The following is a 12,168-nucleotide window of genomic DNA, read 5'->3' as shown; positions in this document are numbered from 1 at the left end:
CGCGGGCGGTTAAGGTGCGGCGGTGGACAGAGCGGAATTCTTCGAGCGCGGCGCCTCCATCGCCGATCGTCTGACGACGACGCAAGCGCAACCGCCGTGGTGGCTGGTGGTGGCGGCCGCGGTGGCGGCGCTCGTGCTGGTGGGTTACACCCCGATCTGGCGGCTCACCCGCAATATCGTCACCATCGCGCACGAAGGCGGGCACGCCCTGGTCGCGCTGCTCACCGGCCGCAAGCTCAACAGCATCCGATTGCATTCGGACACCTCGGGACTCACGGTGTCGAGCGGAAAACCCTACGGCCTCGGGATGATCCTCACCACGATGGCGGGTTACCCCGCGCCGCCGCTGCTCGGCCTCGGGTTCGCCGCCCTGCTGGGCGCCAGCCGGATCACGCTGATGCTGTGGACCGCCATCGTCCTGCTCGCCGCGCTCCTGATCAAGATCAGGAACATCTACGGCGGTATCACCGTGCTCGGACTCGGTGCGGCGGTCTTCGTCGTCTCCTGGTTCGGCACCGACACGCTGCAAGCGGGTTTCGCGTATCTGGGCGCCTGGTTCCTGCTGTTCGCCGGGGCGCGGCCGGTGCTCGAGCTACAGCGGGGACGTTCCAGGCAGCAGCGCGCCCGCTATCACGAAGTCGACTCCGACGCCGATCAACTCGCCAGGCTCACCCGGCTGCCCGGCCTGCTGTGGGTGTTCGTGTTCGGCACGATAGCCGTGGGTTCGCTGCTGATCGGCGCGTGGCTGCTCGTCTCCGCCATCGCCGAGATCTGCCTGCCGGGCGCGCCTTCCGGCTCCTGCTTCGCGTCGCACTGACGCCGCGCTGCGCGACGCGATCGGCTCGGATAGGCTTCGATCCCGCCCTGCGCCACCCACCGCGTGCCGCATCGCCGAATCATCCACTTCGGCCGTCCCGGCGCGGAATCGCGATCCACGACCCTGGAGCCAGCATGCCGAACATCCTCGCGCGTACGCCGAGTACTGCTGCGCGGCAGTTTTTTTCAGCACTGACCTCGGCCGTGACAGCGCTGCTCCTCACGATCTCGCTCGGTGCGGCGAACGCCTCCGCCGCACCGGCGGCCACGGCCTGCGGCACACCGCTGGCGCCTGCCGAGACGGCCGCTATCGCGGAACTGTCCGACACCGGCACGCTGACCGGTTCCGCGCTGTGGCAATTGGAGGAAGCCGTCGACCGGCACCGGCGGATCACGGAGATCCTGGTCGCCCACCGCGATCTGCGCGGGGTGTTCGCCCTCGGGCTCGACGCGGTCGAACGGGCCGCCGTCCTGCCGCTACAGCGCGACCCCGCGTCGTTCGACGACCCGGAGTGGGCGCATCGGATCAGTCTCGAACTGCTGTCGCGCTTCCTGCGCACAGTGCACGCCGAATTCACCGGCGCACCCGTCGACCCGCACTGGGCGCACTATTTCGCCCTGACCCGCCACTGCGAGCTGTCCCCCGCGCGCGTGGCGATGGCCGGGTACAACGCGCATCTGAGCGTCGACCTGTCCTATTCCGTCGCCGCGGTCGGCAGCACCGCCGCAAACGCGGGCGACTACTTCCGCATCGTCGACGCGATCGCCCAGCACGGTGCGCTGATCGTGGACGCGACCAAAGCGGTCTACGGCGGCGACCTCGGCCCGCTGTGGCGCTTCTACTTCGTCGGCGAGGGCCTGGACCTGGTGCTCGGTCGCGGGGTGGCGACCGGCCCCATGCTCCGTCTGGCCGACGCGGGCGCCAACGTCGTCATTCTCTCGAACGGATTGGCCATGCGGGATCCGGCCGCGGCACCCGTCGTGACCGCAGAGATCGACACGTTGTGGCGCGGCCTCGATCTCGCTTTCGATGTCTTGTCGGATCTCGGCGGCCTCTAGCGGGCGAACCCGGCGCGCGGCTCACCTGTCCAGCGCTGCCACGGCTCGCCGGACCACCTCCTCGGGCGGGCCCCCCGCATCGATGGTGCTGCCGTCCTCGTCGGGACCGAGCGGCTCCAGGGTGGCCAGCTGGGAATCGAGCAGGCTCGGCGGCATGAAATGCCCGCGACGTCCGGTCACACGCCGCTCGAGTTCGGCGCGCGGCACGCTCAGATGCAGGAAGAACGCCTCGGGGGCGGAGGCACGCAGCCGGTCGCGGTAGGTCCGTTTGAGAGCCGAGCACGTGACGACGCCGCCCCGTCCGGATCGCTCGGCCATCCACGCGGCCAGGCCGTCGAGCCATGGTGCGCGATCAGCATCGTCCAACGACGCCCCCGCCGCCATCTTCGCGACGTTCGCGCGGGGGTGGAAGTCGTCGCCCTCGGCGTACTCGACCCCGAGCGCGTCGGCCAGGCGGGTGCCGACCGTCGTCTTTCCCGAACCCGACACCCCCATCACGACGATCACCGGTACATCGTGCACTCGAACTTCCTTCCCCCGTGGCGGCGGATCTGTCGTGCGCGCGGACTTGTCATCGGCAACAACCTAGCGGGCGAGCACTTCGTCGGCCCGTGCAGTGACGATCCGCCCCGCCTGCGGCTAGATTTCGAGGACCGAGACTGCGGCCCGCCGATTTCGTTCTGCGTCAAGAGATTTGAAATCCGCGCGGACCGGATGGGAAGTACGAATGTTCGCGATGACGCAATGCACGGACCTGGTCCGACATCCGGACCGCGACCGCACGCTCGAGCTACGGGCGGACCCCGCCGTGCTCAGCGCGATCGGCGGGACGATCCTGGTACCGGAGTCGCTGATCGCCGCGAACGAACTCGACGCCTTGGTCGCCGCCCTGGCCACGGCGGTACCCGCCCCGCTCACCGCCGCCGCCATGGCCGCCGAGCCCGACCGGATCCCCGGCGCCGCCGACCAGGCACACGAACTGCTCGACATGGTCCGGCGCCTGCGGAACCCGCCGGGTCTGTACCGTTTCGAGGATCTGGCCCTCGAATACCAGCTCACCCGGCCGGGGCCGGGACGCGATCGGCTGGCGGCGCTGCTCGACCCGCTTGAGGGCCATCCCGAGCTGTTCGACACCCTGCGCGAGCACATCCGCAACGACTTCAACCGCAGGCGGACCTCCCGGACGATGTATCTGCACCCGAACACCGTGGACCATCGTCTGAAGCGCATCGGCCGCCTCACCGGCCTGGACACCGCCGTTCCGCACGTGCTGTACCGATTACGCGCCGCGCTCATCGCACGGACTTACACGCGGCCGGAATCGCCGACGCCAGGCGAGCACCGAACCCCCGCCGCCGGTGAATCTCGGTAATCCGGCGGTGCCTCCGCATGGCGCGAGCGGAGCGATTCGCCCATGCTCCGACCGACTAGGGTCATTGACATGGAACTACGCATCTTCACCGAGCCGCAGCAGGGTGCGAGCTACGACACGCTGCTCACCGTTGCCAAGGCCACCGAGGACTTGGGATTCGACGCGTTCTTCCGCTCCGACCACTACCTGAGCATGGGCGGCGCCGACGGCCTGCCCGGCCCCACCGATGCCTGGATCACCCTCGCCGGACTGGCCAGGGAGACCGAACGGATCCGCCTGGGCACCCTGGTCACCGCCGCCACCTTCCGGCTGCCCGGCCCGCTCGCCATCCAGGTGGCCCAGGTGGACCAGATGTCCGGCGGCCGCGTCGAATTCGGTCTGGGCAGCGGCTGGTTCGCCGAGGAGCACGCCGCGTACGGCATCCCGTTCCCCGCCGACAAGTTCGCCAGGTTGGAAGAACAGCTGGCCGTCATCACCGGGCTCTGGGCGACCAAACCCGGCGACACGTTCAGCTACAACGGCAAGCACTACCAGCTCACCGATTCCCCCGCCCTGCCCAAGCCGGTGCAGGACCCGATTCCGGTGCTGATCGGCGGCCAGGGCGCCACCCGCACCCCCCGGCTGGCCGCGCAGTACGCCGCCGAGTTCAATATGCCGTTCTCCTCGCTCGAGGACAGCGCGCGGCAGTTCGAGCGGGTGCGCGCCGCCGCCGAGACCTACGGACGCGCGGCCGACGACCTGGTCTACTCCAACGCGCTGGTGGTCTGCGTCGGCGCGAACGACGCCGAGGTGGCGCGCCGGGCCGCCGCGATCGGACGCGAAGTGGACGAGCTGAAGACCAACGGCCTGGCCGGCTCACCGGCCGAGGTGGTGGACAAGATCGGCCGGTACACCGAGATCGGCACCAGCCGCATCTACCTGCAGGTGCTCGATCTGACCGATCTCGAGCATCTCGAGCTGATCTCCGCGCAGGTGCAGTCGCAATTGTGAGCCCTGGCGCGTGGGGTCGCCCGGCAAGACGACCCCACGCGGCGTTCAGCCCAGCGGACGGTTGGTCGGCACGATGACGAAGCTCGGCGCCGACGGATCCAACTCGAGGTGCTGGGGCTTCAGTTCGGTGTTGTTGAGCATGGGGCGGAAGGCCAGCGCCTTCGGCGAGTTGCCCGCGAAGACGTCGATCCGCAGCCGGTGACCTGGTTGCAGCACCGCTTGGGTGGGGATGACCGCGATGTCCAGCACCACGGGCTCACCGGGAACGACCGGCCGCATACTGTCCAGGGTGAGCGGGTTGAACGGTTCGGTCAGATCGCCGGACGATGTGCGGCTGCTCTTCTGCTCGTCTACGGCGCGCAGGGAGGCGGTCAACTGGCCGGTGGTCAGCACCTTCGAGGATCCGTCGGGCGCTACATCGTTCATCGTGACGCTCCAGTAGCCGTCGGTGGCGTCGTGCACGGTGTTGAGGTGCACGTTCACCGGACCCGAGATGACCGTGCGCTCGGTCATCGGCGCACTGGTGAAGGTCAGCGCGTTGCGCTCGGCGATGCGCGAGTCCTTCGCGCACACGTCCACCACCGCCGCCATGCCTGCCGAGCCCTGCGCGGTGTCGCGGGAACACGCCGCGGCGAGGCCGGGCGCCACCGTCAATGTCCGTTGCTCGTCGGGGACGGTCATCGTCAGCGATCCGTCGTATACCGCTTTTCCGGTGGTGCCGCTCGGCGTGGCCGAGAGATACACGCGGCGATGGTTGAGGTCCTTCTGCGGGAACTGCCCGAGGGTGATCCAGCCGCCTCCCTGTTCCCACACGGTGACCGGCCCGAAATCGCCCAAGCCGTGGTCGACGTCCTTCAACCACTTGTCGAACCACACCCGCTGCAACACGTCCAGCCGCGGCGGCGCTCCGGGAATGCCGGTCCCCGCACCGGGATTCGCGTGATAGGTATCGCCGACGATCAATTGCTTCCTGCCCGCGGGCAGCGGAATGGCGTTGTACAGCTTGGTCGCGCTGTTGGCGAATATGTCGTGCCAGCCGCCGTAGACGAAGGTGGGCACCGTGATGCGCTCCGGGTGGCCCTCGATGCCGCGCCGGAAGTAGCTGTCCTCGTCCAGCGCGTCGGCCAGGGCGGGCGGCACGTGGTCGAGCGAAGGCGTGAGCAGCGCCTGGGCCAGTAGATCGACGTTGCTGGCCGGATCGGACATCCGTTCGTGCAGCCACCCCCAGTCGAAGGTGCCGTTCAACATCGACTGCACGTCGGGAATCAGCTTCAGCTGGTTGACCGTGTTGAGCCACATCGGCAGGAACGTCGTCCCCACCCCACCGCCCGGCGCGACGACGTCACGCATCAGGTCGCTCCCGGGTTCCACGGGGAAGATCGCCTGCAACGGCGCCGGGGCGTCCTCGGCGGCGCGCAGCTGGTTGATCCCCGAATACGAACCGCCGCTCATCCCGATCCGGCCGTTCGACCACGGCTGCGCGGCCGCCCAGTCGATCACCTCGCGGGTGTCGAGTTGTTCCCGCTCGCCGAGGGTGTCCCACGCGCCCTGGGAGAAACCGGTCCCGCGCACGTCGGCGATGACCTGGGTGTATCCGGCGCGGATCAGGTTGCGATCGAGTCCCAGGACCGTCTGCACGGTGCCGCCGTCGACCGCGTGCAGCAGATCGCCGAAACCGCTGACCGGCGTACGGGCCAGATTCACGCGGTTGACCAGCCGGACGGTCAGCGGCTGCAAGCCGGGCACCGCGAGCGCCGTGTCGATCAGATTGGTCATGAGCTTGGTGTAGGGGGTCAGATTCACGATGGTCGGCAGCGGCTGCTGCTCCACCTCGCCGCCCTGCTTCACCGGCCGGTACACGTTGGCCTTCAGCACGACGCCGTCGCTCATCCGGATCGGGACGTCCCAGTCGATGTGCACGTCGGCATACGGCTGGGGACCGTCGTGCAACGCGGTCCATCCCACGGTGTGGGACTCGACGGACGGCTCCGCGACCGCGGGCCCCGACCCGAATCCCACGGCCGCCAGCACCGCGACCGTCGCCACCATCCGAATCGCCCTACTCATCGTTCGTCCCATGTCACGCCCCGCTGCCATCTCGCTCCCTCGACCGGTGTGCGGACCGACCATCGATCGCCCGATAGAGCGACAACGTAGCAATCGCCTGGCGAATGCCGTGGGATGCGCGGTCGGGCCGGTTTGTCGTGGGCGAACAGACGGCGAACGCCGCGCACCCGCCAACGATCCGGCTTATCGTGGGCGCATGACGCCGTTGCAGCGCTACATCGCCGAGGAGATCGCGGCCGATCACGCCGACGGCCTGCTCCCCCGGCGGGAGGCGTTGCGCAGGCTCGGGCTGCTCGGGCTCGGCGTCACCGCCGCAAGCGCCCTGCTGGCCGCCTGCGCGAGCAACGACACCGCGATCACCGATTCCGCGCCCAGCCCCACGGCGCCGTCGACGCCACCCGGTTCCGCCGCCGCCCTCCCGACCGCCGCGGTCACCTTCGCCGGACCCGGCGCGACGCCACTGCGAGCCGCGTGGGCTACGGCGCCGCAGCCGCGGGGCGGGGTGCTGGTCGTCCATGAGAACAAGGGCCTCACCGACCACATCCGTTCGGTGGCAGGACGTTTCGCGGGCGCCGGATACTCCGCGCTCGCGGTCGACCTGCTGTCCGCGCGAGGCGGCACCGCCGCGTTCACCGATCCGGCCGCCGCGACCGCCGAACTGAGCCGCATCCCGCAGGAACAGCTCGTCGCCGATCTGCGCGCCGGGCTCGACGAACTCCAGCGCCGGGTCGAGGGAAAGAAGCTCGGCGTTACTGGTTTCTGCTTCGGCGGTGGCCTGACCTGGCTGTTGCTGACCTCCGGCCCGTCCCCGCTCGCCGCGGCGACACCCTTCTACGGACCGTTCCCAAACAACGGCGATCTCTCCGCGTCGAAAGCCGCGGTGCTCGGTGTCTACGCGGCGGCCGACGCCCGCGTGAACGCCTCCCGGCCCGCTGCGGAGGCCGCACTGGCCCGCTCGGGCGCCCCGCATCAGATCTTCACCGCACCCGACGCCGACCACGCCTTCTTCAACGACACCGGTCAGCGGTACAACGCCACGGCGGCCACCGAAGCATGGCGCCGCGTCCTGGATTGGTACGGCACGTATCTCGGCTGATGGCACTCGAATCGGGCCGCTTCCTCGTCAACCCGGCGCCTTCGGGCGGCGGGGGCGCCGACCGAGCGTGCGCCCCCGGTAGCGACGTCCCGATCCACGCGCCGCGCTTGCTCGCGGTGATCGCCTTGCTCTTTTCCGTAGCGGCGGTAGGCGCCTGCGGCGGCGAGAGCCCGACCACGCCGAGCGGTGCGCCTGCGACAGGCACCATCGCACCGAGCGACCCGGCGGGAAGACCCGACCTCGATGCCGCCGAGGAAGTCGCGAGGGACATCGAGGTCCCGTGGGGCCTGGCCTTCCTGCCCGACGGCGCCGCGCTGGTCGCGGAGCGTGACTCCGGACGGATCGTGCGAGTCGCCGCAGGCCGTGCGCCGGAACAGGTCTACCGGCTGCCCGACGTCGCCGCACGTGGCGAAGGCGGTCTGCTCGGGCTCGCCGTCGCGCCGGACTACGCCGAAAGCCGGTATGTCTACGCCTATTTCACCTCCGAGACGGACAATCGGATCGTCCGGTTCCGGCTCGACGGCCCGCCCGAGGCGATCGTCACCGGCATCGCCGAGGCCGGTAACCACAACGGCGGACGGATCGCGTTCGGGCCCGACGGCATGCTGTACGCCGGGACCGGCGACGCCGGGGAATCCGGACGCTCGCAGGATCCGGCGAGCCCGAACGGAAAGATCCTTCGGACGACTCCTGAAGGCGCTCCCGCGCCGGGCAATCCGTATCCCGGCTCGCCGGTCTACAGTCTCGGCCACCGCAACGTGCAGGGACTGGCGTGGGATCGGGCCGGTCGCCTGTTCGCGGCGGAGTTCGGGCAGAACCGGTTCGACGAGATCAATCTGATCGAGCCCGGCCGCAACTACGGCTGGCCCGACGTCGAGGGCGGGGGCGGCGCCGACCGCGGCTTCACCGATCCGCTGCTGACCTGGACCACCGCGGAAGCCTCGCCCTCGGGCATCGCCATCACCGGCGACACCCTCTATGTCGCGGCGCTACGCGGGCAGCGGCTGTGGACCGTGCCGCTCGAGGACGGCCGCGTGGGCGGGCCCCGGGCCGAACTGCGCGACCGGTACGGCCGGTTGCGCACCGTGGAAACCGCCCCGGATGGAGCGCTGTGGCTCACCACCTCCAACACCGACGGCCGGGGCGACCCCGCGAGCGGCGACGATCGCGTCCTTCGCTTCCCGTCACGCTGAACCGCTGCCCTTCCGCGAGCCGTGTGACGGGCGCCACCGCTCATTTATGTTGCACACAATCTAATTGACCCCTACATTATTGCTCATGACCGATCACCTCACCCTCGACGAGCAGCTCTGCTTCCCGCTCTACGCGGCGTCCCGGGCGATGACGGCGGTCTATCGCCCGAAGCTGGAACGGCTCGGGCTCACCTACCCGCAGTACCTGGTGATGCTGGCGCTGTGGGAACGCGACGAACGCAGCGTCGGAGACGTCTGCCAGGCACTCGACCTCGATTCCGGCACGCTCTCGCCGCTGCTCAAGCGACTCGAGGCGGCCGGCTTGGTCGAGCGGCGGCGGTCGCCGGCCGATGAACGCCGCGTCGACATCCGGCTCACCGAGCGCGGGCGCGCGCTGCGTGCCGAGGCGGGTGACATCCCCGCCCAGATGGCCGAGGCCAGTGGCTTGTCCATGGACGAAGTCATGGCATTGCGCGGCATTTTGCACCGACTGACCGAGGCGCTGAAGTCTCAGTTGAACGAAGGAGAGTAGACATGCGAATCCTCTACACCGCAGAGGCCCTGGCCAGCGGCGACGGTCGCGACGGCCATGCGCGCACCACCGACGGCAAGATCGACGTGAACCTGTCGATTCCCAAGGAGATGGGCGGCAACGGCGAGGGCACCAACCCCGAACAACTGTTCGCGGCGGGCTACGCGGCGTGTTTCCATTCGGCGTTGCGCCTGGTCGGCAAGCAGACCTCGACCAATGTGGACGACTCCGCCGTCGGCGCGAAGGTCGGTATCGGCCCGAACGACGCCGGTGGCTTCGGCCTGGCCGTTACGCTGGAGGTCTCGCTTCCCCATCTGTCCCGCGAGGACGCGCAGGCGCTCGCCGACAAGGCCCATCAGGTGTGCCCGTATTCCAACGCGACCCGCGGCAATATCGACGTCCAGGTCCTCGTTGCCGACGACTGATCCAGAAGGAGCGGTTATGCGTGCCGTAGTCATCGAACGATTCGGCGAACCGAAGGACGTGCTGGCCACCGCCGAACGCCCGGTACCCGAGCCGGGGCCGGGCGAGGTGCGGCTCGCGCTGATCCTGTCGCCGATCCACAATCACGATCTGGCCATCGTGCGCGGCGTTTACGGCTACCGTCCCGAGTTGCCCGCGATTCCCGGCAGCGAGGCGGTCGCGCGGGTCGACGCGGTGGGTCCCGAGGTCGGCGACCTGTCGGTCGGGCAGCGAGTGACGGTGTCCGGCGCGCAGAACGTGTGGGCCGAGTATTTCGTCGTCCCGGCCCGGCAGGTGATTCCGCTGCCCGACACGGTCTCCGACGAGACCGCGGCTCAGCTGCTGGCCATGCCGTTGAGCGCGCTGATGCTGATCGAGGACCTCGAACTGTCCTCCGGCGACTGGCTGACGATCAATGCCGCCAACGGCGCGGTCGGCAGGCTCGTGAACGTCTTCGCCAGGCAGCGCGGTCTGAACGTGCTGAATCTCGTGCGCGGCCCGGCCTCGGTCGCGGCGCTGCGTGAACTCGGCTACGAGCCGGTGCTCGACACCGAGAGCGAGGGCTGGCGCGACCAGGTGGAAGCAGCCACCTCGGGCGCGCCGATCCTGCGGGCCGTCGATCAGGTGGGCGGCCGGGCCGGGGCCGCCGAGTTGGCATTGCTCGCGCCGGGCGGGCAGCTGATCTCCTTCGGTGCGCTCTCGGGGCAGCCGTTGTCGCTCGACCCGGGCCCGCTGATCTTCAAACAGGTGGTGATCAAGGGCTTCTGGGGCGCCAAGCGGATCGAGGAGATCGGCGCCGAGCATCGAGGGCGGCTCATCCGCGAGCTGATCGCCCTCGCGGCCGACGGCGTCCTGCGACTGGATATCGAAGCCGCCTATCCGCTGGAGGAGGCGGCGGACGCGGCGGTCGCCACCGAGACGCCGGGGCGCGCCGCCAAGGTCGCGCTGCGGGGTCAGCCTGCCTGACCGGCGTCGAGCACGGCCATCGCGGCATTGTGCCCAGGGATGCCGCTGACCCCGCCGCCCCGGATGGCGCCCGCACCGCAGAGGAATACATTGAGGTAGCCGGTCGCCACGCCCCACCGGGCCGCGGGGTCGGCGGGATCGGCGTCCTCCGGGAGGTAGGGGAAGGCCAGATCCCGGTGGAAGATGTGTCCACCGGGGAGACCGACCTCGCGCTCCAGTTCGATCGGAGTTTTCGCCTCGAGGCAGGGTGCGCCGTTCTCATCCGTCGCCAAACAGTCCGCGATCGGCTCGGCGAGCACCGAATCCAGTTGCGCGAGAGTCGATCGCACGATCTCGTCTTTGGCTGCGGCGTGGTCGGCGGCGAAGAGTTTTCCGCGAGCGTGCAGTCCGAACAGCGTGAGTGTGTGCGCCCCCTGCGCGGCCAGTTCCGGTCCCAGGATCGTCGGATCCGTCAGCGTGTGGCAATAGATTTCGGCGGGTGGCGCTGAGGGGATCCGGCCGATCGCGGCCTCACCGTAGGCTCGGTCGAGTTGGGCGTACGACTCCCCGATGTGGAAAGTCCCCGCGAACGCCTCCCTGGGATCGGCTTCCGCGTCGCGCAAGCGCGGGAGGCGCCGCAGCAACATGTTCATCTTCAGCTGCGCGCCTTCGGGTTTCGGCGGTAAGGGCGCACCGAGCAACCCCGCGAGCGTATACGGCGCGACGTTCGCCAGAACGTGGCGCGCTCCGATTCTCCCGTCCGGATGCACGACTTCCGCTGTGCTGCCGTCGGTTTCGATGCTCGTCACCACACAGCCGGTGACGATTTCCGCTCCCGACGATCGCGCGGCCTCGGCCAGTGCGTCGGTGAGCGCGCCCATACCCCCGATCGGCACATCCCAGTCGCCGGTTCCCCCGCCGATCACGTGATAGAGCAAGCAGCGATTCTGCCGCAGTGACGGATCGTGCGCGTGGGTGAAGGTGCCGATCAGCGCGTCGGTGAGCACCACACCGCGCACGGTGTCGTCGTCGAACGTGGACTCGATCGTCTCGCCGAGCGGCCGCTCGAACAGAGCCTCCCAGGTGGGCGCGTCGTCGACGATGTGCCGCAGCGCCTCCTTGGACGGAAGCGGCCGGGTCAGCGTCGGGAAAACCCGCCGGGCCAGCTGGTCGGTCGACGCGTAGAACCGCTGCCACGCGCCGAACTCCCGATCGGAGCCGGTCAGCCGCGCGAAACTCGCCGCCGTCCGCGCCCGCTGAGACGAGACGAGCAGACCTCCCTCTCCGACCGGCGTGTACGACGAGACCGCGCGCCGCCGCGTCTCGAACCGCAAGCCCAGGTCCAGGACGATCGATCGTGGCAGCAGGCTCACCAGATAGGAGTACCGCGAAAGCCGCGCGTCGACGCCCGCGAACACCCTCTCGGACACCGCCGCGCCGCCGGTGCGCGGCTGCCGCTCGAGCACCAGCACCGACCGCCCGGCCCGCGCCAGGTACGCGGCGGCCACCAAACCGTTGTGACCGCCGCCGACGATCACGACATCGTAGGAAGAGCGCGTCGGCGTCATGGGTTCTCGATAGCACGAATCGGCACCGGACGACAGCACCCCGGCGGCCCGGTCGCACGACGTCGCGC

The 12,168-nt window shown here is 69.6% G+C and carries 12 protein-coding genes; 9 read left to right on the top strand and 3 right to left on the bottom strand.

Features of this window, described 5'->3' with window-relative positions; translation table 11 throughout:
• Nucleotides 1-22: 22 nt before the first annotated feature.
• Together ABZ420_RS06440 and ABZ420_RS06435 are read left to right on the top strand one after the other, a co-directional pair.
• Nucleotides 23-817, top strand: a complete 795-nt coding sequence (locus ABZ420_RS06440; RefSeq protein WP_357117744.1) for a M50 family metallopeptidase — start codon at nucleotides 23-25, stop codon at nucleotides 815-817.
• Nucleotides 818-1,029: 212 nt separating this feature from the next.
• Nucleotides 1,030-1,875 carry a DUF5995 family protein gene (locus ABZ420_RS06435; protein WP_357118089.1) on the top strand — a complete coding sequence of 282 codons (846 nt, stop codon included), beginning with the start codon at nucleotides 1,030-1,032 and terminating at the stop codon, nucleotides 1,873-1,875.
• Between the two features lie 21 nt (nucleotides 1,876-1,896).
• On the opposite strand, the gene ABZ420_RS06430 is transcribed toward ABZ420_RS06435, so the two are convergent.
• Nucleotides 1,897-2,370 (bottom strand): gluconokinase, encoded by a 474-nt coding sequence (locus tag ABZ420_RS06430; protein WP_357118086.1) that lies wholly within the window; start codon nucleotides 2,368-2,370, stop codon nucleotides 1,897-1,899.
• 241 nt (nucleotides 2,371-2,611) lie between these two features.
• Here ABZ420_RS06430 and ABZ420_RS06425 point away from each other — a divergent pair, with 241 nt between their 5' ends.
• Nucleotides 2,612-3,247 (top strand): helix-turn-helix domain-containing protein, encoded by a 636-nt coding sequence (locus ABZ420_RS06425; RefSeq protein ID WP_357117741.1) that lies wholly within the window; start codon nucleotides 2,612-2,614, stop codon nucleotides 3,245-3,247.
• 69 nt (nucleotides 3,248-3,316) lie between these two features.
• Nucleotides 3,317-4,237, top strand: a complete 921-nt coding sequence (locus ABZ420_RS06420; RefSeq protein WP_357117738.1) for an LLM class F420-dependent oxidoreductase — start codon at nucleotides 3,317-3,319, stop codon at nucleotides 4,235-4,237.
• A gap of 45 nt (nucleotides 4,238-4,282) precedes the next feature.
• Here the strand turns inward: ABZ420_RS06420 and ABZ420_RS06415 are convergent, their stop codons facing one another.
• Complete coding sequence (locus ABZ420_RS06415) at nucleotides 4,283-6,304, bottom strand: CocE/NonD family hydrolase (RefSeq protein WP_357117735.1); 2,022 nt, start codon at nucleotides 6,302-6,304, stop codon at nucleotides 4,283-4,285.
• Between the two features lie 196 nt (nucleotides 6,305-6,500).
• On the opposite strand from ABZ420_RS06415, the gene ABZ420_RS06410 reads away from it, so the two are divergent.
• The 5 genes from ABZ420_RS06410 (at nucleotide 6,501) to ABZ420_RS06390 (ending at nucleotide 10,553) form a co-directional block, all read left to right on the top strand.
• Nucleotides 6,501-7,400, top strand: a complete 900-nt coding sequence (locus tag ABZ420_RS06410; RefSeq protein WP_357117732.1) for a dienelactone hydrolase family protein — start codon at nucleotides 6,501-6,503, stop codon at nucleotides 7,398-7,400.
• Nucleotides 7,400-8,593, top strand: coding sequence for a PQQ-dependent sugar dehydrogenase (locus ABZ420_RS06405; RefSeq protein WP_357117729.1), 1,194 nt, complete (start codon nucleotides 7,400-7,402; stop codon nucleotides 8,591-8,593). Before ABZ420_RS06410 ends, ABZ420_RS06405 begins: the two co-directional genes overlap by 1 nt.
• A gap of 85 nt (nucleotides 8,594-8,678) precedes the next feature.
• Nucleotides 8,679-9,125 carry a MarR family transcriptional regulator gene (locus tag ABZ420_RS06400; RefSeq protein WP_357117726.1) on the top strand — a complete coding sequence of 149 codons (447 nt, stop codon included), beginning with the start codon at nucleotides 8,679-8,681 and terminating at the stop codon, nucleotides 9,123-9,125.
• A gap of 2 nt (nucleotides 9,126-9,127) precedes the next feature.
• Nucleotides 9,128-9,550 carry an organic hydroperoxide resistance protein gene (locus ABZ420_RS06395; protein ID WP_357117723.1) on the top strand — a complete coding sequence of 141 codons (423 nt, stop codon included), beginning with the start codon at nucleotides 9,128-9,130 and terminating at the stop codon, nucleotides 9,548-9,550.
• Nucleotides 9,551-9,566: 16 nt separating this feature from the next.
• Entirely contained in the window at nucleotides 9,567-10,553 is a 987-nt protein-coding gene (locus ABZ420_RS06390) for a zinc-binding dehydrogenase (protein WP_357117720.1), read from the top strand.
• On the opposite strand, the gene ABZ420_RS06385 is transcribed toward ABZ420_RS06390, so the two are convergent.
• The gene (locus ABZ420_RS06385; protein ID WP_357117717.1) at nucleotides 10,541-12,100 is read right to left on the bottom strand and encodes an NAD(P)/FAD-dependent oxidoreductase; all 1,560 of its coding nucleotides are present in this window, start codon (nucleotides 12,098-12,100) and stop codon (nucleotides 10,541-10,543) included. The two genes, ABZ420_RS06390 and ABZ420_RS06385, sit on opposite strands and share 13 nt — an antisense overlap.
• Nucleotides 12,101-12,168 lie beyond the last annotated feature (68 nt).

This window comes from Nocardia sp. NPDC005745 (assembly GCF_040630775.1).
Taxonomy (GTDB): domain Bacteria; phylum Actinomycetota; class Actinomycetes; order Mycobacteriales; family Mycobacteriaceae; genus Nocardia.
The sequence above is the reverse complement of the archived record's forward strand: the minus strand, read 5'-3'. Positions and strand labels throughout refer to the sequence as shown.